The organism is Absiella sp. AM29-15 (assembly GCF_003434225.1).
In the GTDB taxonomy this organism is placed as follows: domain Bacteria; phylum Bacillota_I; class Bacilli_A; order Erysipelotrichales; family Erysipelotrichaceae; genus Hoskinsella; species Hoskinsella hominis.
In genome coordinates this window covers 37,861-59,039 of sequence record NZ_QVFL01000012.1, presented here as the reverse complement: position 1 = coordinate 59,039, position 21,179 = coordinate 37,861, and the positions used below count along the sequence as shown (strand labels likewise).

Annotated in this window: 23 protein-coding genes; 3 read left to right on the top strand and 20 right to left on the bottom strand. The window is 36.7% G+C overall.

What is annotated here, in order from left to right; all coding sequences use genetic code 11:
- Window positions 1–60: 60 nt before the first annotated feature.
- On the bottom strand, window positions 61–936 hold the full coding sequence (locus DW761_RS12820) for an HAD family hydrolase (RefSeq protein WP_117518391.1): 876 nt from the start codon (window positions 934–936) through the stop codon (window positions 61–63).
- Between the two features lie 116 nt (window positions 937–1,052).
- Here DW761_RS12820 and ybaK point away from each other — a divergent pair, with 116 nt between their 5' ends.
- Window positions 1,053–1,535, top strand: a complete 483-nt coding sequence (gene ybaK, locus DW761_RS12815; RefSeq protein ID WP_117518390.1) for a Cys-tRNA(Pro) deacylase — start codon at window positions 1,053–1,055, stop codon at window positions 1,533–1,535.
- Here ybaK and DW761_RS12810 read toward each other — a convergent pair.
- The 9 genes from DW761_RS12810 to nagA form a co-directional block, all read right to left on the bottom strand.
- Entirely contained in the window at window positions 1,532–2,173 is a 642-nt protein-coding gene (locus tag DW761_RS12810) for a hypothetical protein (protein WP_117518389.1), read from the bottom strand. The two genes, ybaK and DW761_RS12810, sit on opposite strands and share 4 nt — an antisense overlap.
- Complete coding sequence (locus DW761_RS12805; protein ID WP_117452770.1) at window positions 2,160–2,651, bottom strand: RNA polymerase sigma factor; 492 nt, start codon at window positions 2,649–2,651, stop codon at window positions 2,160–2,162. Before DW761_RS12805 ends, DW761_RS12810 begins: the two co-directional genes overlap by 14 nt.
- Window positions 2,652–2,713: 62 nt before the next feature.
- On the bottom strand, window positions 2,714–3,574 hold the full coding sequence (locus tag DW761_RS12800) for an HAD family hydrolase (protein ID WP_117452771.1): 861 nt from the start codon (window positions 3,572–3,574) through the stop codon (window positions 2,714–2,716).
- An 83-nt stretch (window positions 3,575–3,657) separates the two neighbouring features.
- Window positions 3,658–4,377 (bottom strand): glucosamine-6-phosphate deaminase, encoded by a 720-nt coding sequence (nagB, locus tag DW761_RS12795; RefSeq protein WP_117518388.1) that lies wholly within the window; start codon window positions 4,375–4,377, stop codon window positions 3,658–3,660.
- Window positions 4,378–4,583: 206 nt separating this feature from the next.
- Window positions 4,584–4,853: a GNAT family N-acetyltransferase gene (locus DW761_RS12790; protein WP_117518387.1), complete on the bottom strand. Its 270-nt coding sequence runs from the start codon at window positions 4,851–4,853 to the stop codon at window positions 4,584–4,586.
- Window positions 4,853–5,710 carry an aldose 1-epimerase family protein gene (locus DW761_RS12785; protein ID WP_117452774.1) on the bottom strand — a complete coding sequence of 286 codons (858 nt, stop codon included), beginning with the start codon at window positions 5,708–5,710 and terminating at the stop codon, window positions 4,853–4,855. The genes DW761_RS12790 and DW761_RS12785 overlap by 1 nt, the downstream gene beginning before the upstream one ends.
- Before the next feature lie 12 nt (window positions 5,711–5,722).
- A complete protein-coding gene (locus DW761_RS12780; RefSeq protein WP_117518386.1) occupies window positions 5,723–6,511 on the bottom strand; it encodes an HAD family hydrolase in 789 nt (262 codons plus the stop codon).
- 67 nt (window positions 6,512–6,578) lie between these two features.
- Window positions 6,579–7,736: a hypothetical protein gene (locus tag DW761_RS12775; protein WP_117518385.1), complete on the bottom strand. Its 1,158-nt coding sequence runs from the start codon at window positions 7,734–7,736 to the stop codon at window positions 6,579–6,581.
- Window positions 7,737–7,798: 62 nt separating this feature from the next.
- Entirely contained in the window at window positions 7,799–8,938 is a 1,140-nt protein-coding gene (gene nagA / locus DW761_RS12770) for an N-acetylglucosamine-6-phosphate deacetylase (protein ID WP_117452777.1), read from the bottom strand.
- 202 nt (window positions 8,939–9,140) lie between these two features.
- Here nagA and DW761_RS12765 point away from each other — a divergent pair, with 202 nt between their 5' ends.
- The gene (locus tag DW761_RS12765; protein ID WP_117518384.1) at window positions 9,141–10,340 is read left to right on the top strand and encodes an FprA family A-type flavoprotein; all 1,200 of its coding nucleotides are present in this window, start codon (window positions 9,141–9,143) and stop codon (window positions 10,338–10,340) included.
- Between the two features lie 25 nt (window positions 10,341–10,365).
- Here DW761_RS12765 and DW761_RS12760 read toward each other — a convergent pair whose 3' ends face one another.
- From DW761_RS12760 to DW761_RS12745, 4 genes are all read right to left on the bottom strand, one after another.
- Complete coding sequence (locus DW761_RS12760) at window positions 10,366–10,977, bottom strand: thermonuclease family protein (RefSeq protein WP_117452779.1); 612 nt, start codon at window positions 10,975–10,977, stop codon at window positions 10,366–10,368.
- 56 nt (window positions 10,978–11,033) lie between these two features.
- Window positions 11,034–13,130: an EAL domain-containing protein gene (locus tag DW761_RS12755; RefSeq protein WP_117518383.1), complete on the bottom strand. Its 2,097-nt coding sequence runs from the start codon at window positions 13,128–13,130 to the stop codon at window positions 11,034–11,036.
- Between the two features lie 149 nt (window positions 13,131–13,279).
- Window positions 13,280–14,200, bottom strand: coding sequence for a SufB/SufD family protein (locus tag DW761_RS12750; RefSeq protein WP_117518382.1), 921 nt, complete (start codon window positions 14,198–14,200; stop codon window positions 13,280–13,282).
- Window positions 14,201–14,209: 9 nt separating this feature from the next.
- Window positions 14,210–14,914, bottom strand: coding sequence for an ABC transporter ATP-binding protein (locus DW761_RS12745; protein ID WP_117518381.1), 705 nt, complete (start codon window positions 14,912–14,914; stop codon window positions 14,210–14,212).
- A gap of 199 nt (window positions 14,915–15,113) precedes the next feature.
- On the opposite strand from DW761_RS12745, the gene DW761_RS12740 reads away from it, so the two are divergent.
- Window positions 15,114–15,887, top strand: a complete 774-nt coding sequence (locus tag DW761_RS12740; protein ID WP_199485634.1) for an SDR family NAD(P)-dependent oxidoreductase — start codon at window positions 15,114–15,116, stop codon at window positions 15,885–15,887.
- A gap of 36 nt (window positions 15,888–15,923) precedes the next feature.
- Here DW761_RS12740 and DW761_RS12735 read toward each other — a convergent pair whose 3' ends face one another.
- The 6 genes from DW761_RS12735 to vanR form a co-directional block, all read right to left on the bottom strand.
- Window positions 15,924–17,282 carry a PFL family protein gene (locus DW761_RS12735; protein WP_117452782.1) on the bottom strand — a complete coding sequence of 453 codons (1,359 nt, stop codon included), beginning with the start codon at window positions 17,280–17,282 and terminating at the stop codon, window positions 15,924–15,926.
- A 12-nt stretch (window positions 17,283–17,294) separates the two neighbouring features.
- Entirely contained in the window at window positions 17,295–17,564 is a 270-nt protein-coding gene (locus tag DW761_RS12730) for an ACT domain-containing protein (RefSeq protein ID WP_117452783.1), read from the bottom strand.
- A 150-nt stretch (window positions 17,565–17,714) separates the two neighbouring features.
- The gene (locus DW761_RS12725) at window positions 17,715–18,218 is read right to left on the bottom strand and encodes a hypothetical protein (protein ID WP_117518380.1); all 504 of its coding nucleotides are present in this window, start codon (window positions 18,216–18,218) and stop codon (window positions 17,715–17,717) included.
- The gene (locus DW761_RS12720; protein ID WP_117518379.1) at window positions 18,199–19,338 is read right to left on the bottom strand and encodes a sensor histidine kinase; all 1,140 of its coding nucleotides are present in this window, start codon (window positions 19,336–19,338) and stop codon (window positions 18,199–18,201) included. Before DW761_RS12720 ends, DW761_RS12725 begins: the two co-directional genes overlap by 20 nt.
- Window positions 19,335–20,435, bottom strand: coding sequence for a sensor histidine kinase (locus DW761_RS12715; protein WP_117452786.1), 1,101 nt, complete (start codon window positions 20,433–20,435; stop codon window positions 19,335–19,337). Before DW761_RS12715 ends, DW761_RS12720 begins: the two co-directional genes overlap by 4 nt.
- Complete coding sequence (gene vanR, locus DW761_RS12710) at window positions 20,425–21,117, bottom strand: VanR-ABDEGLN family response regulator transcription factor (RefSeq protein ID WP_117452787.1); 693 nt, start codon at window positions 21,115–21,117, stop codon at window positions 20,425–20,427. Before vanR ends, DW761_RS12715 begins: the two co-directional genes overlap by 11 nt.
- Between the last annotated feature and the right edge of the window lie 62 nt (window positions 21,118–21,179).

The window sequence follows — 21,179 nt, the reverse complement described above, 5'->3', positions numbered from 1 at the left end:
ATTACCTCCTGTGTTCGTTATCAGTATAACACAAGAGTTAAAAAACATTCAGTGATTTACTCACAAATCAATATATTTTTTTATTGCGACAGCAATTCCATCCTCTTCATTGCTGCTTGTGACATCATCAGCAATTTCTTTTACATGTGCAAACGCATTTTCCATTGCAATGCCAAACCCTACTTCTTTTAGCATTTCAATATCATTTTCTCCATCTCCAAATGCCATCATATCCTGTAAAGAAATCCCTGATTTTTGTGCAACTCTTTCTAGCCCGGTTGCTTTGGTCACATTTGGAATCATGATTTCCAGCCAGCGAGGACTTGTAAGTCCCACCCAATAACGATCAGAAAGATCTCGTTTTGCATAATAGGTTATTTCTTCCATTTGCTTAGGATGATATGTGACACTTACCTTGTTGATGCTATGTGTAATTTCTTTGTAGTCATGCACATAGACAAGATTAGGATATCCATTACGATTATCAAATATAAAATGAAAAGCTCCTGCACTCCATGGATAATCTTGGGGTAATTGATGTTGTTTACGATAAGCCTTTTTTTCCTCCATCATATCTTTTGGAATATAGTCATACATACCATCATCAAACTGTCCGATAATCTCTACGTGATATTGCATAAAATATGCATATATTTCATGTATTTGTTCTACCTGCATCTGAGCCAAAACTTCTCTTTGATTATTTTTCACATCATATACTGCTGTACCATTCACTTCAACTAAATATCCTCCATAGATATCCATTTGCAGTTCTTTGGCATAAGGTAGTAATTTCATATAGCTGCGCCCACTGGCTAAAACCAGCTGAATACCTTTCTTTTGTACTTCCAATAATATTTCTTTGGTTTTCTTTGTTATTTGATTATGGCTATTTAATAATGTGCCATCCATATCCATTACGATCATTTTTACCATTCTATCACCCAAACAGCATTATACAACAAAGCTGCTTTTTATGCTATATCTTATATTTGTTGATATCTTTTCATCCCTTTCAAAACGTGCTATACTTAGTCACATGAGGTGATTGGATGAAAATTCAGAAAACAAATGCCATGCGTATCCTTGATCAGGCAAAACTTCCTTATGAGGTATTTACTTATGCGCATGGAAAAGATGCTGTCGATGGTGTCAGTGTTGCCAATATGTTACAACAGGATCCGGAAAGTGTTTTTAAAACACTGGTTACAATTTCCAATACGAAAGAATATTTCGTATTTGTTGTTCCAGTTGCACATGAATTAGATTTAAAAAAATGTGCCAAAGCTGTTGGCGTAAAAAGTGTAGAAATGATTCATGTTAAAGATATTAATAAAGTTACTGGCTATATCCGTGGAGGATGTTCGCCAATTGGAATGAAAAAAGCTTATACAACAACCTTTCATGAAACATGTTTGTTATTTGATCAGATTATGTTTAGTGGTGGAAAGATTGGTTATCAAATCGCTATGTCGCCAACAGATTGTATAGAATTGATTCACGCAAATTGTGCAGATATCATAAAAGAGAGCTAATCGCTCTCTTTGTCTAATATTGCCTGTATAAAAGTATAGAATTCATCTTTTGTGACCTGCGTACCTTCAATGGTAATTGTCAGGTCTTTTTTTACAGCAGTGGCTGTAAAGAAATCATCCATCAACATGATTTGAAGTTGATACTCTCCATACGCCTTTGTATTGTGAAGTTTTGTTTCCTTATTTGTAAGTGTGATGATCACATGTTTTTGATCTTTGGAATAGGTATATATCGTGTTATCCTGATCTTTTTGCTGGAATGTTAAAGTAAATCCTTTTGGTAAAGCTTTTTTCTGGATATATTCATCTGCACTTCCTGTTTTATCTGCATTAGGATATGGAGGTGTATGAATTGCGGCATCCCCTTTTTCTTCATCGATTCCAGAAAATGATTTATCATATTGATCATAGACAATATAGTTATCCAAAAGGATGTTTGCTGTATTGCTTCCTGAATCTGTCGCAAGATGCATTTGTATCGGTAAAATAATAAACAATAAAACAGCTGCAGTCGCAATCAGAAGTGTTTTCTGCCATACATGGGATGGTGCCTTTTGTTCCTGCATTTTCATCAATGTTTTATGTTTTAAACTTTCCGCTGCTTGTATCTCATCATTGATTTCTTTATAAGATTTCATCAATATCACATCCTTCCAGCATCGTCTTTAACTGTTCTCTTGCACGCTTTAACCATGTTCGTATGGTCGCATCTTTTTTATGCAGGATATCCGCAATCTGTTTCGTTGTTAGCTGTTCATAGTAAAATAAATGAATCACCATACGATAGTTTGTCGGTAGTTTCATCACATAGTAATACAAAGCATTTTCTTCTTTTCTTTCTACTGGAATATCCACTTCTAAAGGCACATGATGCCTTAGAAAGGCTGTGGTTAAATAACTGCGACAGCAATTCCTTGTGACAGTAAAAAACCACGCTTTCGTATGCTCCTCATTTTCAAACACTGGCAATGTTTTACTATAGCGTAAAAAGACATTTTGAAAAACATCATCTGCCTGATCTTTATTTCTTGTCAATGATAAAGCAAATTTATATACCATATCTGCATATGTATTTACGATATGTTCCGCTTCATCCATGGTGCATCTTTCTTTCATATAACGCTCCCCTCTACCTTAAAAACCTTTCTATGATATAGAATGTTTCAAAAAAAGAAGATTTATGCATCTTCTCTTTCAAATATGTATTTATCCAAAGCTTTTGCGATGCCAGCACGTTCATTGGTATCTGTGACATCATATGCTATTTGTTTTAAAGACTCCATGGCATTTCCCATTGCAATGCCATATTTAACAGCCTGAAACATACTCATATCATTTTCAGCATCACCAAAAGCCATCATTTCTTCTGGTAAAATACCATTTTCTTTGCCAATCTTCAATAAAGCATTTCCTTTACTTACACCTTTTGGCATGATTTCAATCCATGCTGGTCCTACTGCCAATATTTCAAAGTCTTTTAATTCTTCACGAATTTTAGGCAGATTTTTTTCAAAATATGGAGCAGTTTGAATCAAAACGAATTTATTCACATCACTTGTGATTTCGTAATCCGCATCATGAATCGTGATAAAACGCCGCTTTCCCTGATTAAAACCATAATCCATTGGTTTTCCTTTCAGGATACTGTGCATCTTTTTCATAAACTTCAAAGATGGTCGAATAAAATCAAAGTGATCATATCCACAACAACAGATACATTCAAAATTCATCTTTTTTGCTAAATGCATTACTTTTTTTGCATCCTGTCCATTAAAAACTTTATCCACACTGTATTCTTTATGATAAAAATCATAAATGATCTGTCCATTGACACCTGCCACAAAATTCTTGCCTCTTGTCGCAAGCTCTAATGGCTCACTGACAAAATCAATACCACCTTTATCTCTGCCTGTTGCGATGACAATAGATATGCCTGCATCCATTGCCTGCTTCAGTTTTTGTTTTGTCTGTTCATCAATTGTTTTTTGTGATGTCAGTAATGTACCATCTAAATCTAACGCTATTAATTTTATTGCCATACCGCTTCCTCTTTCTATACAGGTACATTATAATGAAAAACTAAAAAAAGTAAACCCGAAGGCTTACTTTCTTAGATATTTTGTTATTTTAATTTTGCTGCAGCAGCTTCATCAACGATAACTACAACATCATTGTGGTTCTGAAGTACAGATGCTGGACAATCTTCACTAACTGGTCCGTTAACCATAGCAGCAACTGCATCAGCTTTGTTTGCGCCACTTGCTACCAATAAGATTTTCTTAGCCTTCATGATTGTTGCGATACCCATTGTGATTGCATGCGTAGGAACTTTATTGATATCATCTTCAAAGAAACGAGCATTGTCTGAACGAGTCTTTTCAGTTAATTCAACGATATGTGTTTCTTCAGTGAATGGAGTACCTGGTTCATTGAAACCAATGTGTCCATTTCCACCAATACCTAATACCTGTACATCAACACTAACGTTTTCCATTGCTTTTTCATAAGCTTCACAATCTTCTTTAGTACTTCCATAAGGTACGTGAATCTTGTCTTCTGGTAAATCAATGCCATAGAATAAATTTTCATGCATGAATGTCCAATAAGACTGAGAGTGATTACGATCGATTCCTACATATTCATCCAAGTTGAATGACTGGCATTTTGCATAGCTAGTACCGTTTTCTTTGTGGTCTTTGATCATATTTTCATATAAACCGATTGGACTTGATCCAGTCGCAAGACCTAAAACAGCTTCTGGTTTTGCTGTAACAACTTCCTTCATTACATTAAATGCTTCTTTGCTGACTTCGTCATAATTTTTAACTACGATAACTTTCATTTCAAAATCTCCTCCTAATATTACACATATTTATTATACCCCTTTAAGCGTGCCTTTTCAATGAAATAAAAAGAAAAGTGAAAGCTTCCTAAAAATCCATTTTGTCTTTTCTACAGCATGAAATCAAGCGATTCATTTCTCTGTAAAATTTAATTTCCATTACTGCTTATTGATATGCCATTTTTCAAAAGCAATAAACAAGCATTCTATAAGTACCAGTTTTGTTCCTTTGGATGTTTTTCAAACCATGCTTTCGCATAGCTGCAGGTTGCACGTATTTTCAGATTTTCTGCTTTACATTGCTTTAAAACTTCCTGAACCAGCTTGGAAGCAATTCCTTGTCCCTGTAATTTTTCTGATACCCATGTATGATCGATACACACATGATCAGCTTCATTGGGAAAAGTGATTTCCGCCAACAGCTCCCCTTGTTCATCCTTGATATAAACACGGTTTTCTTCATGGATGAATTCCATTAGAATACCTCAATACTGTAAGATGTAGTAAATGTTTCATTCGCAGATAAAATCATTGTGCCTTCTCTGTGATAAAAATCTTCGCTTACTTCACTAAAATCCGCATGTCCATACCATGGCTCCAAGCAGATAAATGGTGCACCTTTTTTTGCTGTCCAGAATGCCACATATGGATAGCCAATCAAAGAAACACGAACACCGTGTTCCTTGCCCTGTAAACTTACATAAGCACTCTTTGCTCCTTTGTAAACCAAAGTAGCATATTCTTCAATTAAATCATAATCACAAGGCAGCTCTGTCACATCCACTTCTTTGATTTCATAAGGTTTCTTTTTATCCTTATCAAAAACCAGCTGCTGTAAATGTTCAGGATTAGAGAACACCAGCTTATAATCCTCAAAAGCTTCTCCCTGCGTTAATGGGCAGTTAAAGCCAGGATGTAAGCCAAAGGTAAATGGCATATCTTTATCACCTGTATTGGTGATATGATAAACGATTGTTAAACGATTGTTTTCTAAGGTATATGCAATTTCATAATGGAAAGGGAATGGATATTGTGATAATGTATTTTCATCACTGTCTAATGTCATAACAACTTTATCTTCTGTAGATGCATCTTTTAAAGTCGCATAACGAATCAATCCATGGTTCTTCATTGCATAGCGTTTTCCATCAATTTCATAATCGCCAGAATGTGTGTTTCCTACGATTGGAAACAGTGTAGGATTTTTTCCACCCCAGAAATCAGGATTTCCCTGCCACATATACTGGATTCCTGTTTCTTTATCTGTAAAGCTTTCGATTTCACCACCCTTTGTGGTAAAAGTCACAACATAACGTTCATTTTCTAATTTCATTGATTTGTCCTCCTAAATGAATTGCAGTTCTCTGCATATTTTATAAATTCCATCATCATCAATTGCATCGCAGACAATATCCGCTACTTCTTTCAAAGCATCTTTTCCATTGCCCATCGCAATGCCTAATCCGGCATGTTTCAACATTTCGATATCATTATATCCATCCCCAAAACAGGCAATTTCATCCATTGTCAGATTCCATCTGTCTGCCATAATTGCTACTCCTTTGCTTTTATCAATATGCTGTGCCGTGATTTCCATCGTCTTATCTCCATGTTCAACAATATTGACCTCTTCCTGCATCGAGTAGATTTTTTCCAAATGCTCTTTGGTTTTTGGATATGCTAAAACATTAAAAACGTCTTCGCCTTCATATGGTTTCACGATGGGCATATTTAAATAAAGCTTAAAGAAGTTGTCTTTGATCTGCCAATCACATGGATAGGCAAAATGATCTCCCTCCACTGTAGAATAACGTAGCGGTATCTGATCTTTTTCTGCCATCTGTAGTAATTTTTTCAAAGCATTTTTATCAATGGGTGCCTTATGAATCATTTGATTTTTTTCCATTACCAGTGCTCCGCCATCATAAAAGGCCGCATCAAATGGAAATTCTCGAAAGAATCTTGGCAGATTTTTTGTTTCATAACGACATCTGCTGGTAGAAATACCAATTTTATAGCCTTGTTGTTTTAGTTTTATCATCGTTTCTTTCGTACTTTCTGGAATATCGTGAAATCGATGACTGTATAATGTTCCATCTACATCAAAAAAGATGGCTTTTATCTTATCTTTCATGTATATCCTCCCAATCACTTACAAGTATTAGGATACGTGATTTTAAGCGATAAGTAAATAGGCAGTTTTAATGCCCGCACACTTTACATAAAGCATCCTTGCCCGCAGCTTTTGCTTCCTCCACAGTTCCCTGTATAATCGTTTTTGATTTTTTCAAAGTACGACAACTAGAGCTTGCATGATATTTTCCACCATTCGGTGTCCAATATACAAGTCCCTGCGATGGGCTGTTTTGTTCTTCATGATAAGTATCATTCGTGGAATTCTGCTGTTGTTTTGCGGCAGCTTCATTTTCCTGCTGCTGTTTTGCCGCGGCCTCCTGTTGTTTTTTTATCGCTTCCTGTTGCTTTGCTTCTGCTTTTTGCTGTTCTTTTGCTTCCAGATCCTGATATGCCTTTTCTGCACTTACCAAAACCGTATAATTGCTTACCTTTTTCTGGCTTGCCTTACGCAAAGCATCATACTCTTTTCGTGCTTTTTGAATTGATGCTTTGCTTTTTAATGATACTGTTCCGATATCTTCAATATCTTTTTCAACAGTTTTTATCTGTTGTTTTTCTTCATTTTGAAGTTTTTCTATTGTTTTTTCTGCTTTTTCAAGCTCTGTATAATGTTTGACCAGCTGCTGGCCTTTTTTATCAAGAGCATCATAAGATGTTCTGATATTTTTTATAGCTTCTTGTTTTTCTAATGTGATCGTCCCTAATGCCACTATGTTTTTATCAATATCAGCCGCAGCCTTTTCTCTTACTTTCTGCTTTTGCGTATCCACAACTTCTACTTTTATTTTATTGCTGATCACTTTATCATGATAATACGCATAAATCGTTGTACTGCCTTCTTTAAGTGCCGTTATTTTTCCAGTGAACACTTCTTGTTTTTGATCTTCTTCAAAACTTACAATAGATTCATCTTCACTTTGAAATTTCACTAAATTTTGCGTTCCTTCTGGTTGTACATCAATCGGTACAAATATTGTATCTTTGATTTCTATTGTGATATCTTGAGATGAAATATGTATGGATTCTGGTGTTTCACCATTTGCCACAACCACAAAAAATATACCCCATAAAACGGATAATACAGTAGCCACCCATCTGATCATTGTTTTCCATGTTCTGTGATATTTCCACAGAAGAAATAAACCAATTGGTGGAAATATGACCAGCATGATGATGCACAACAAATTATTTTGATACCATTTTTTTCCTAAATGTGTTTTCATTTTCCCCTCCAAAAGGCAAAAAAAGCGGTGTTATCCACCGCTTCCTACCTTTACATTACTTATTAGAATGCTTCTTTACCCTTCAAGTATGTCATTTCTACAGAATAGTCATCGTTCAATACTACGATATCTGCATCATATCCGGCAACTAATTTACCTTTACGATCATCGATACCCAATAAACGAGCAGGGTTGATTGTACAAGAATTAATTGCATAATCAAATGGAATCAATGCTTTTTCTACTAGTACTTTTAATCCCTGATTAACTTTTAATGTAGATCCTGCCAGACTCTTTGCTTCTACCAAGTGGGCACTTCCATCTGGATATAATTCGATTTCATTGCCACCGAATAATACTTTTGTGCCAACTGGTAAACCTTTTACCATCAATGCATCTGTAATCATGATTGTATAATCACGACCTTTTGCCATGAATAAATCATTTAATGCTGCTGGTGTTGAGTGATTACCGTCACAGATGACTTCACCAAATACATCTCTAAAACGCATTGCTGCGCCAACCAAGCCTGGTTTTCTGTGGTGGAATGGTGTCATACCATTAAAGATATGTGTCATAGATTTTGCACCATTGGCAACTGCCATACTTGCTTCCTCATAAGTTGCAGCTGAATGTCCAATGCTGACAACAACACCATTTTCTGCACAATATTTTGTAAGTTTAAAATCTTCGTCTTTTTCTGTAGCCATCGTAATGATCTTGATTAAGCCATGTGCAGCTTCCTGATAACGTTTGAATTGTTCAACATCTGGTTTTACGATACACTGCTCTGGCTGTGCTCCTTTATAAACCATATCCAGATATGGTCCTTCAAAATGAATACCAAGGATTTCTGCACCTTCATATCCTTCTTCTACGACTTTCGCAACATTTGCAACAGCCTTTGTCAATACTTCTTCTGTCTGTGTTATTGTTGTAGGACAGATTGCAGTTACGCCTTCTTCTGGAATATGTTTCATCCAGTTACGAAGACCTTCTTCTTCTGCATCATTTGTATCAAATCCATAAGCACCATGTGTATGAATGTCAATGAATCCTGGAACGATTCGTTTATCACCATAGTCTTTATCTGCAGTTTTTGCGCCATATGGTAAAATATTGGCAATTTTGCCATCCACAACTTCTACCTGTGCTTCTAAAAACTGTCCTAATACCCACACTCTCTTACTTTGAATAATCATCAAATTGACCTCCTTAGATGTTCCATCTGCTTTTATTATACTACCCATTTTCCTTTTTTTAAACGGCAACGCTTTCGTTTTATTAATATTTGCACTTTTTCTGTTAAATAATACAAATTTTTGCATTTCCAGACATATACAAATCATATCAGTGGACAAAACAGGCAGGAACCACTACAATATTCAAATAGAGGTGATATGAATGAAACAAGCAATTCAGATTAAAGAGAACATGTATTGGGTAGGTGTACATGATTTCAATTGCCGCCATTTTCATGGGGATATTTTTCCAATTGAGGAAGGAACTACATACAATGCCTATCTAATTGTAGATGAACAAATTACATTAATTGATACGGTAGAAGAAGAGTTTTTTGATATTATGATGGAACGCATTCGTTCTGTAATTGGTGATCAGCCAATTCATAATGTGATTTGCCAGCACGCAGAACCAGATCATTCTGGTGGTTTTGTGAAATTTATGCAGGCTTATCCTGATGCACATCCTTATGCATCAAATGCAGGTGTTGGCATTATGTTAAAACAATACTTCAAAGATTATGATTACCGCAAAGTAAAAACAGGTGATACTTTAAATATAGGGAAAAACACATTAACGTTTGTCGAGATGCCGTTAATTCACTGGCCGGATAATATGCTGACATATGTGGCACAGCAAAAAATCGTATTCAGCAACGATGCATTTGGCCAGCATATTTGCAGCTATGATATGTTTGATGATGCGCATGGTTTAGATAAATGCTTAGATAGAGCAAAAAATTATTATGCCAACATTGTCATGCCATATGGTACACAGGTGGCAAATAAGTTAAAACAAATCAAGGATATGAATCTTGAAATTGATATGATTGCCCCAGCGCATGGTGTGATCTGGAGAACGTATATTGAAGAAATGTTAGCCGCATATGAAGATTTCGCAACATTCAAAAGTAAAGATAAAGTTGTTATCGTTTATGAAAGTGTATGGAAACATACCCAGCAGATGGCAGAAGCACTGGCCGAAGGCATTGGTCGCAATGGTGTCTGTGTAAAAGTATTTAAATATTCTATGACATCTCCTGCTTTGGTTATGAAAGAGCTTATAGATGCGAAAGCCATTCTTGTAGGCAGTGGCTGCTATAACAACGTGATGGCGATTGATATCAGCGGTTTCCTTGAAAAATTAAAAAGCTGTAAAATCAAAGGCAAAAAAGCTCTTGGTTTTGGATCTTATGGATGGTTCAATGGCGTCACAAAAGAAATCAATGCACGTTTAGAAAGTGCTGGCTTCACATTATTAACAGATGATGTGTTATCTCAAAACTATACACCTAGTGAAGAAGATCTGGATAAATTAATGGATCTGGGAAAACAACTTGCAGAAAAAATTAAAACTATGTAAAAAAATCCTCATATTTTGAGGATTTTTATTTACGCTTCAATTGTTTCATGCCTTGTTTGATCATTTTCTTTTTATTGCGTTTCCCTTTCGCAAAGAATGTTCCAATAATAATCAATACAACACCACCTGCTGCACTTAGATAATATGGCATGGTATCATCTTCTTTTGTTGTTTCATTACTCCACATAGCAAGTTTCTTAGCTTTTGCTTCTTTTTCCAATTCTTTCAGTTCATCGGTATAAGCATAATCACCATAGATGTATTTGACTTCTGCCAATCCTTGCTTTACAAGTTCACGCTGAAGCAATTTGCCATCCGCATATACCCATGCAAGTACTCTGCCATATTTATCAGTTTCATCACTGCCATCATCAAATTCTAATTGAATCTTTTTGGCATTGGTCAGTGTATTACATACATATTCACTGGCTTCCTTACCAAAAGGTTCTTTTTCTTTTGTGTATTCTGGCGCATTAATTGCAAGAAAGCGTACAGTTTTATCTTTTCCATCAATTAGAAAATGTGCTGTATCACCATCCGTGCATTTACTTAGTTTCACATTCTTTTTACTGTTTGCCTCAATTGGTAACAGACACATCATCGCCATCATTACAATCAATAAGATTTTCTTTTTCATTCTATCAACTCCAGCATTATTATAACAAGCATCTTTATGATGACAAGTCTTGTTTTTTATGCTGATTTGTTCTTAAGAAAATTTTCCACAAAATCTTTTGGCGGCATTGCCTTTCCATAGTAATATCCCTGATAGATATCACAACCTAAAGAGGACAGGATATCCCGCTGTTCTTTGGTTTCCACAAATTCCGCAACAACATGATAATTTAGTTTCTTTGCCATATCAATTACACCCGTAATGATCTCTTTTGAACGATCATTATCAGAAATATTTTTGACCAGGCTGCCATCTAATTTTACTTCATCAAATGCGCTTTCCTGTAGATACATCATAGAGCTATGTCCCATGCCAAAATCATCCATACTCATGGCGATGCCTTTTGCACGCAATAACTGGATACGTTCAATAATGAGTGGAGATGTATTCAATAATGCACGTTCTGTGACTTCAAAGGTCAAGCATGTATTACGTATATCATATTTGCCGATAATATTTAACGCATCTTGCACAAAGCTTTCATTTTCCAGCTGTCTTGGAGAGATATTAATAGATATATCCATATGTTTACGGTATTGTTCCATCATCTGTACATCTTTACATGTTCGCTCAATGATATATAACCCCAGTTCATACAGGAAGCCATCTTCGTTGGCAAGTGCAATCAATAATGGTGGAGATATAAAGCCTGCGACTGGATGTTTCCAGCGTAATAATGCTTCTGCGCCAAATAACTGTTCATCATTTCCCATCTGTACTTGATAATACAATTGCAACTGGTTTCTTTGCATGGCATTGCGCAAATCGGAAGCAAGTGTTCTTGCGGCAAAGTGATGTTCATAGGAATCTGATAAAAAGCTTGGAATAATACCAACGGCTTCTCCCATTGCCATATCTGCTGTCATGGCTTTTGTGGAATTGATAAATTCTTTTGTTTGTTTTTCCTCACTGATTCTTACAAATGGAATATACATCAATACCCCTAATACAAGATTGAATAACTGTAAAATGCTGCCTCGAATAGAATCTGTCGCAATATAACCGCTCAAAAAGATTGGGACAGTCCACTTTACCGAATGTGATACAACCGGCACCAAACCAAAATACATTGCGAATGCACTACTTAACATTAAAATGATTGGTGTTAAAATAAAAGGTACCAGCATGATAGGATTAAAGATGACTGGGAAACCGAAAATAACGATTTCATTGATATTGAATAATACGGATAAACCAGTAACTTTCGCCAGTTTTCGATTATGACTTTTCTTTGAAACCAGAAGGATGGCAATAACCAGACATAATGCAGCACCACATCCTCCCACAAAGGCAAAGGTATCTAAAAATGATTTTGAGAATATTTCGGTTGGGATAGAACCTGACTGTAAAACTTCTTTATTAATGGCAATGACGGGTTCTAAAACACGTTGTGCAACGATTTCCATCGTATTGGTTCCATGGATACCAAAAAACCATAGGAAATGCACAAAGAAAACATAAAGCATTGCCCCACAAATTCCTTTTCCAACTTTATTAAACAATGTTAAAAAGAAATAGGAGCCAAAGTTTGTGATATTGATATCCCCAAGCAGCGCACGCATGATTCCTCCTAGGGAGGTAAATATTACCACACTGCATACAACAGGAAAAATCGCTTGAATTGATTTATTAAATAAATATTCTGCCCCGGCTGTATGTAATTTCTCCATCTTGCTTCCATATGCCATCCCTTTGCGAAACAATGTACAGGACAGCAAGGTAATCACCATAGAAGTAAATACCCACTCTGGATTAAATATAGATATGCCTTCCTTAAATCCACCACAGAATCCAGTATAAGAAACCAAAGCGGTGACAGGATAAAAAAACACATGGTCATCACCCGTCAATTTCCCAAATGAATAGGAAATATTGACAATCAATAATAATGCAATAGAACCTAACGTTACATTGTAAACAGTTGTTAATATATTGACGATTGCGCCATGATGAAAAGATCCAATGAAATCCAGATAAGCATCCAATGGAAAACTACTCAACAATAAAGAAAATGCACCCAAAATCAAAAATGGTATGGATTGCATCAGCCCATGTCGAATAGATAATATATATATCGAGTTTTTTAATCGTTTATCGCCTTTTAATCTTGTCATATTCATTAACCTCATTAGACAATACAATTTTATCACAAGCTTGTCATAATGAGAAGAAAACCGTCAATTTTTGGAAATTTTATTTTTTTAACATAATATAGTTATATACAAAAAAGCAGATATTCTTATATAGAATACCTGCATACGGCTTATTTCAAGAAACCGTCCACAATCTCTTTTTCCGCTTCATCACTGGTTAATCCAAGGGTCTGCAGCTTGATCAGCTGATCGCTGTTGATCTTTCCAATGGCTGCCTCATGAATGATTTGGGCATCCACATGGTTTGCGGCAATTTCTGGAATTGAACTGATTTTCGCTTGATCCATAATGATAGAATCACACTGAATATGTGCACGGGAACGATTATTTCCTACCGCAATAGGATGGAATACCTGTATAGATGTATCCTTGCCTACAGAGCGAGATACAATCTGTACAACACTGTCTTCTCCATTCAGGTTGACGGTAACATCACTATGTGCCTGCTGGTGTCCATGTGTCATCAGCTTTTCATTGATCACAAGCTTTGCACCTGGACCAAGATTGGCTTCTGTTTTACGCATAGTGGAATCCACGCCTTTGATCTGGCTCATATCCATCTGCGCAAACGAACCTTCCTCCATATCAATAATCGTCACTGGATTTAAAATACGTTCTCCACTGCCGCTTCCTTCTCCATAATGTTTTTCTACATATTTCACTTTCGCATTTTTACCGATATGGAAAGTATGAATACCATCATGCTGGGAAGTATCACAGCCATCATTGTGGATACCACAGCCTGCGATAATTTCCACATCTGCGCCTTCTTCAATATAGAAATCATTATAGACCATATCATTGATGCCACTTTCTGTTAAAATTACTGGAATATGCACACTTTCTCCAGAAGTGTGTGCCTTCACAATAATATCAATGCCGGGTTTATCTTCTTTTGTGACAATTTTTACATTTGGTGTAGAATGGCGTTCCACGCCTTCTCCATTTTTTCTAAGGTTAAAGGCACTGCCTGGCATAAAGCCACTGATATCCGCAATGCTTTTTAATAAATCTTTTTCCATCTGTTCCATTATGCTCACCTACTTTTTATAAGCACAGGAATCAAATTCATCCATCAATGATGGCAGAATTTCATCCTTACTGCCTTTCTTTTTAATACTTCCATTTTCAATAATTACGATTTCATCCGCCAGCTGCATGATGCGTTCCTGATGTGATATCAGAATGATAGATTGTTTACGTTCCTCTTGCAGACGCTGGAATGTTTCTACCAGTTTCGCAAAACTCCACAAATCAATGCCGGCTTCTGGTTCATCAAATATAGAAAGCTTTAAATCACGAGCCAGTAAGCTTGCGATTTCAATACGTTTTACTTCCCCACCTGATAAAGAACCATCGACATCACGATCGATATAATCATTTGCACATAACCCTACAGCACTTAAAATCTCACAGCATTCCTCCTTGCTCATGTTGTGACCATTAGCAAGTGTTAATAAACGCTGTACACTCATACCTTTAAAACGTGGTGGTTGCTGGAAAGCATATCCAATATGTAGTTTTGCACGTTCATCAATGCGCATATTGGTAATATCCACTCCATCAAACAAAATCTTTCCGGATGTAGGAAATTCAATTCCCATAATCAAACGGGCAAGTGTGGATTTACCTCCACCATTTGGTCCGGTGATTACCGTAAAACGATCATCCGCTATCGTTAGATTTATATCATTTACAATCTTTTTTCCATCTACTTCAAAACACAGATGTTGTAATTCAAGCATATGTTTCTCTCCTCTTTTTTATTCTCAACGTTTATTATTTTAGCACATTTTGTAAGAGTTATATAATCTTTTGCGTCATAATTCTTATAATTCGTATAATTTACTTAAAAACTTAGCCAAATTGCCCTATTTGTATATTGTGTAACGCTTACATCGACCATAAGATAAAGATATAGAATACATAAATGGAGGTGTGATTATGGAACTATTTGATTTAAGTGGTAAAATTGCTGTTATTACTGGTGCAAGTGCAGGTCTTGGTAAAGATGCCGCTCTTGCGTATGCAAAAGCTGGCGCAGATGTCGCATTGCTTGCGCGAAGAAAAGAAAAATTAGAGGAAGTAAAAGCTGAAATCGAAGCACTGGGCAGACGTGCTTTGGCCGTTTCCTGTGATGTCAGTAATGAAGAAAGTGTAAAACAAGCCATGCAAGAAGTATTGGATACCTATGGCACCATTGATATTTTGTTAAATGATGCTGGTGTAGCCGTACGTGGTGGTGTACATGAAATGTCAGTAGCCGATTGGGATAAATCATTTAATGTCAATGTAAAAGGCATCTTCCTGGCTTGTAAATATGCCCTCCCAACCATGATGAAAAACCATTATGGAAAGATTGTGAACATGGCCAGTGTCAACGCTGTTGTCGCAGATAAAAACGACATGTTTATCCGCCATTCCTATAATGCAAGTAAAGCCGCTGTAAAAGGATTAACCATTGGTATGGCTTGCAGCTATGGCCAATATGGTATTACCGTAAACGCTATTGGTCCAGGCTTATTTGAATCTGAAATGACAGAGAATACTTTATTTAAATCTGAGGAATTCTTAAAGAGCTATTCCTATCAGGTACCAGCAAGTCGTCCAGGTGCAAAAGGGGAATTGAATGGAACAATTATATATCTATCATCTGATGCATCCAGTTATGTGCAGGGACAGTTGATTCTGGTAGATGGAGGTTTCTCATTAGTATAAAAGAAAGACACCCGCAAAAAGGTGTCTTTTCATTTGTTAATTTTTCAAGCTTTGAATTGGCGCAGGAATTTTTCCTTTACGATGAATCATAACAGAACAATCTGTCTGATTGATATTCATGACAGGACCACTTCCTAATAAACCACCAAATTCTAATTCATCGCCAACCTGTTTTCCGATTGCCGGAATCACACGTACAGCGGTTGTTTTTGAGTTAACCATACCAATCGCTGCCTCATCCGCAATGATACCAGAAATAATTTCTGGTTTGGTTTCTCCAGGAATGACAATCATATCCAGACCTACAGAACATACAGCAGTCATTGCTTCCAGTTTTTCCATACATAAGGTACCTTTTCTGGCAGCAGCAATCATTCCAGCATCTTCACTGACAGGAATAAATGCACCAGATAAACCACCAACAGTGCTACTAGCCATGACACCGCCTTTTTTCACTGCATCATTCAGCATTGCCAAACACGCTGTTGTACCATAAGCACCACAGCCTTCAAGTCCCATTTCTTCAAGGATATAAGCAACACTGTCACCGATGGCAGGTGTTGGCGCCAAAGACAAGTCAACGATACCAAAAGGTACGCCTAAACGTTCACTGGCAAGAGATCCTACCAACTGTCCCATACGGGTAATCTTAAATGCGGTTTTCTTGATGATATCCGCAATTTCATTCATTGGAATATCCTTAGGTGCTTTAGCAAGTGCTGCACGAACAACACCAGGTCCACTGACACCAACATTGATCACACAGTCAGCTTCCCCTACGCCATGGAATGCACCTGCCATAAATGGATTGTCTTCTGGTGCGTTACAGAACACTACTAATTTTGCAGCACCCAGACAGTTATCATCTTTAGTAAGCTCTGCAGCTTCTTTTACCATTCTTCCCATTAATTCTACCGCATTCATATTGATACCTGCTTTTGTAGAACCAATATTGACAGAAGCACATACATGTTCTGTCTGTGCTAAAGCTCTTGGAATACTTTCCATCAATTCACGATCTCCTGCAGCACAGCCTTTCTGTACAAGGGCAGAATATCCACCAATGAAGTTTACACCAACAGCCTGTGCACAACGCTCTAAAGTAAGCGCATATTTCACAGGGTCACCGCCACTCACTGCCACCAACATGGCAATCGGCGTAACACTAATACGTTTGTTGATGATAGGAATACCATATTCTCTTGAGATATCATCACCGGTTTTTACCAGGTCTTTCGCAAGACGGGTAATCTTGTTATAGATTTTCTCACAGGATTTATCGATATCACTATCTGCGCAATCCAATAAAGAAATACCCATGGTAATCGTACGTACATCCAGGTATTCTTCATCAATCATTTTTATTGTTTCTAATACTTCATGTGCACTAATCATAACGCCACGCTCCTATATCTTGTGCATGGCATTGAAAATATCTTCATGCATTACATGAATGATCATGCCAAACTCTTTGCCTTTTTCTTCCATATGTGCTGCAAAATCAGCAAGGGAAGTATTACCATTGGTAATATCGATCAACATGATCATTGCGAACATATCCTGTAGTAATGACTGTGATACTTCAATCACATTCATATTTGCCTTTTCACATTCGGTACTGACCTTAGCCAGGATCCCTACCATATCTTTTCCAATTACACTTACAACTGCTCTCATTCTCTTTCCTCCTGTTCAGATTAAGTAATATTATACTGTATAACAAAAAAAAGTACAATCCCTATATTCCAATAATTGCATACATTTGTGCACGAATTGCGTACATCTGTATCCTAATGGTTATAAGGATTGCCCTTTTCCTTATATGTACTAATGAAATACTTCCTTCATCACTGCGAATTCCTGTAACTCAAATGGCTCCCATGTATTCTGAATGCCCTCCAAATTACAATCGAATTCCGCTTCCTGATAAGGTGCTTCTTGCACTTTTTTCAGTTGCGTTAACAATATTCCTGTATCTTCTTTACTCAATGTCACATGTTTTACACCAGCTACCATATTCTTGTCATCAATCAAATAGATGGAGCATGGCATACATTCTTTTTCAAATATCAAAGAAGGCTCCTCATGTTCATGAATATTGAAAATAAAATCACTGGTATCAATTGCGTCCAATACGGTAATCAAAAACATGGGAATATCATATTTTACCACCAGATCAATCTCTAATTCATTACGACGAAGTGCTGTCTTTTCAAAATCTGTCCATTCCTGGTCCTTGATAACGAACACAAATTCGCCATCCACAAAATCCATAATCGTTCCATCTGCCTCAATTTCTACAGGAAACTTTTCATTCACTTCTGCTTTCATTCTTATCACCACTTTTTATTATATCATCCTCAGGCTTTTCATGCACCGGAATCTTCACATAAAAGCTAAATCGTTTTCCAATGGACTCCGCCCGGATACTACCTTTCATCATATCGATAATCTGTTTTGCGATTCCAAGTCCCATCGCATGTCCTTTAGAAGCATCATTGACTTCCTCTAAGCGATAAAAGTTATGGAACATATGAGCAATCACATCACTTTGAAAATGCGGTCCATCCACCTGCATATGCACAAAATAATCATGATTTCTTTGACGCAGGGAAATATCTATCACTTCCCCTTTGTTTCCTACATAGATCATCGTATTGATCAAATCCCGCATAACGCGGGCTACCTTCGCACTGTCCGCATACAAAGACAAATGCGAATCCTGAACCAGACGGATCTGCATTGCTTTATCCTCTGCCATATAGTAGCACTCATCAATCACCTGTTCCATCATACGATCCATAAACATTTCCTCAGGTGTCCATTTCGCATACTGAAGATTAAAACGTGTAATATCAAAAAACTCATTCATCATATCTTCCAAAAGCAGACTCTCATCTAATACATGAACGATATAATCCATCTTTACTTCACTGCTGATGCGCTGTTCACTCTCTAAAAAATCCAGATACATCATAATCTTCGCAAGTGGCATACGGATATCCTGTGCCAACAGATAAATTAAATCTTTTTTCTTTTCTTCATCATTCTTAGCGGATTTCAAATATGCCTGATATTCATCCACTACTTTCATAAGTGCTCCCTGTGCCTTTCGCATTTCTTTAGGAAATACGACTTTATTACGTTGTTTACGCATGATATCATCCATACCATCCATTAATGTCCGCATAGAAAGCGTTAAATCTTTACACAGGAAATATACAAGGATGAAACAGAAACAAGCAACAATAAAAGGCAGGAATATCTTAAACAGCTTACTAAAGGTTTCAAATGGATTTCCATTGATCAACTGTAATACATCAATGATCAGTCCATTTAAAACATCATCAAACATATAGACAATAAATAATCCCAGCATCACAAAAATCAACAGTATCAACATATAACGTAAAAACAGTTTCCATTTCACAGGGTTCAGATATTTTTTCATAACTTGCCCCCCAGTTTCTTCCATAAATGGATGGTAAACACAATTTGTTTACCTTCTTTATGTGCATCAATGCTTCCATGATGAAGCTCCACAATTTCCTTTGCGATTGCAAGCCCTAATCCCGCTCCGCCGCTGCTGCTTGTTCTTGCGGTAGAAGCACGATAAAACTTCTCAAATAAATGGGATACTGCCTCTTCATCTATCTCTTCACCATCATTACGATATTCTAAAGTAATCTGTGATTCATCCTCCCTGCAATGAATATATATAATGGAATCAGAATCACTATATGTAATCGCATTACGCATTAAATTATCCAATAAACGCTGCAGCTTGTCATAATCCGCTTCAATTTCCAGCATCTCTGGAATATCCACCTGTGCTTTGATGCCACGCTTTTCCATCAATGGATAAAATCCATTCACCTGTTGTTTGATCAATGCACAAATATCCAAAGGCGATGCATCTAACATACTCACTTTATCATCATATCGAAGGATTTCTTCAAATTCTTCAATCAATTCATCTAATCGATGTGCCTTTTCATTTGCGATGGAAAGACTTTTTTCCATCTGTTCCCCGTCTACATGATGATCCAGTATATGATTAATATATCCAATCATACTTGTTAAAGGCGTCTTTAGATCATGTGCCAGATACATCAACAATTCATTTTTATGTTCTTTTTCCTGTATGGATAATTGTTTACTTTCATTTCGTTTCGCAATCATATCCTCTACTTTATCCTTCGCAATCTGAAACTCTGGCAGCAAGCGAAAGAAAAATGGCACCTTATCTACTGTATTACCTTCCAACACAGATACTAAAATGTTCATATTGCGGTAAAACAGCCCGATAAAGACGTATAAAAACAAAACATAAGCCAATACATACAAAAACAAATTGACCTCCCAGGCATGCTGTAAATAGAACATCAGGAAGTCTGATGTCGTAAGTGCCCCCTGATTGCCATAATACCCTGCACTATAGCTTAAAATGGCAATCAGTATCGAAACAGCACCAAGCACCACAAAACTACAACAAAGAAAAAGGACGGTCAGCCTTTTTCTTAACTTTCGATACGTATTATTCTTCAATTTTATACCCTACGCCCCATACCGTTTTAATAAACTTCGGATTTCTAGGCGGCTCATGCATCTTTTCACGTAATCGACGAATATGTACCATGACCGTATTATTGCTGTCAAAATACTTCTCTTTCCAAACAGCCTCAAATAATTCTTCACTCGGTACCACTTTTCCTCTATTCTTACACAAATACCATAGAATTGAAAATTCTATCGGTGTTAATGAAATCGGCTTATCATACAGCGTACACTGATGAGAATCATTATCAATCACCAAACCTTTAAAATCAATAATGTTCACATTCTCATTCTGTGCCTGATTATACTTCTGTGAACGGCGCAGCTGTGCCTTTACCCTTGCGACCATTTCCAAAGGATTAAACGGCTTTGTGATATAATCATCCGCACCTAAAGACAATCCCTGTATCTTATCCATGTCTTCCACTTTCGCTGTCAGCATGATAACAGGAAACGTATATTTTTCACGAATCCATTTACAAATCTCAAAGCCATTGATCTTCGGCATCATGATATCTAGCATTGCTAAATCCACACGTTGATGCTTTAAATACTCTAATGCTTTTTCACTATCATAAAACGTAACGACCTGGTAGCCTTCATTTCCTAAATATAACGTAACCAGATCGGCAATTTCTTTTTCATCATCCAAAACTAAAATTGTCGTAGCCATCTAATCCCTCCAAACCTTATTCTTCTTTATTATAACAAATTCCCTAATACATGTCCTACATT

Coding starts and splice junctions, on each gene's coding strand:
- DW761_RS12820 (WP_117518391.1), bottom strand. CDS start 936: ATGGTAAAAATGATCGTAATGGATATGGATGGCACATTATTAAATAGC.
- ybaK (WP_117518390.1), top strand. CDS start 1,053: ATGAAAATTCAGAAAACAAATGCCATGCGTATCCTTGATCAGGCAAAA.
- DW761_RS12810 (WP_117518389.1), bottom strand. CDS start 2,173: ATGAAATCTTATAAAGAAATCAATGATGAGATACAAGCAGCGGAAAGT.
- DW761_RS12805 (WP_117452770.1), bottom strand. CDS start 2,651: ATGAAAGAAAGATGCACCATGGATGAAGCGGAACATATCGTAAATACA.
- DW761_RS12800 (WP_117452771.1), bottom strand. CDS start 3,574: ATGGCAATAAAATTAATAGCGTTAGATTTAGATGGTACATTACTGACA.
- nagB (WP_117518388.1), bottom strand. CDS start 4,377: ATGAAAGTTATCGTAGTTAAAAATTATGACGAAGTCAGCAAAGAAGCA.
- DW761_RS12790 (WP_117518387.1), bottom strand. CDS start 4,853: ATGGAATTCATCCATGAAGAAAACCGTGTTTATATCAAGGATGAACAA.
- DW761_RS12785 (WP_117452774.1), bottom strand. CDS start 5,710: ATGAAATTAGAAAATGAACGTTATGTTGTGACTTTTACCACAAAGGGT.
- DW761_RS12780 (WP_117518386.1), bottom strand. CDS start 6,511: ATGAAAGATAAGATAAAAGCCATCTTTTTTGATGTAGATGGAACATTA.
- DW761_RS12775 (WP_117518385.1), bottom strand. CDS start 7,736: ATGAAAACACATTTAGGAAAAAAATGGTATCAAAATAATTTGTTGTGC.
- nagA (WP_117452777.1), bottom strand. CDS start 8,938: ATGATTATTCAAAGTAAGAGAGTGTGGGTATTAGGACAGTTTTTAGAA.
- DW761_RS12765 (WP_117518384.1), top strand. CDS start 9,141: ATGAAACAAGCAATTCAGATTAAAGAGAACATGTATTGGGTAGGTGTA.
- DW761_RS12760 (WP_117452779.1), bottom strand. CDS start 10,977: ATGAAAAAGAAAATCTTATTGATTGTAATGATGGCGATGATGTGTCTG.
- DW761_RS12755 (WP_117518383.1), bottom strand. CDS start 13,130: ATGACAAGATTAAAAGGCGATAAACGATTAAAAAACTCGATATATATA.
- DW761_RS12750 (WP_117518382.1), bottom strand. CDS start 14,200: ATGGAACAGATGGAAAAAGATTTATTAAAAAGCATTGCGGATATCAGT.
- DW761_RS12745 (WP_117518381.1), bottom strand. CDS start 14,914: ATGCTTGAATTACAACATCTGTGTTTTGAAGTAGATGGAAAAAAGATT.
- DW761_RS12740 (WP_199485634.1), top strand. CDS start 15,114: ATGGAACTATTTGATTTAAGTGGTAAAATTGCTGTTATTACTGGTGCA.
- DW761_RS12735 (WP_117452782.1), bottom strand. CDS start 17,282: ATGATTAGTGCACATGAAGTATTAGAAACAATAAAAATGATTGATGAA.
- DW761_RS12730 (WP_117452783.1), bottom strand. CDS start 17,564: ATGAGAGCAGTTGTAAGTGTAATTGGAAAAGATATGGTAGGGATCCTG.
- DW761_RS12725 (WP_117518380.1), bottom strand. CDS start 18,218: ATGAAAGCAGAAGTGAATGAAAAGTTTCCTGTAGAAATTGAGGCAGAT.
- DW761_RS12720 (WP_117518379.1), bottom strand. CDS start 19,338: ATGAAAAAATATCTGAACCCTGTGAAATGGAAACTGTTTTTACGTTAT.
- vanR (WP_117452787.1), bottom strand. CDS start 21,117: ATGGCTACGACAATTTTAGTTTTGGATGATGAAAAAGAAATTGCCGAT.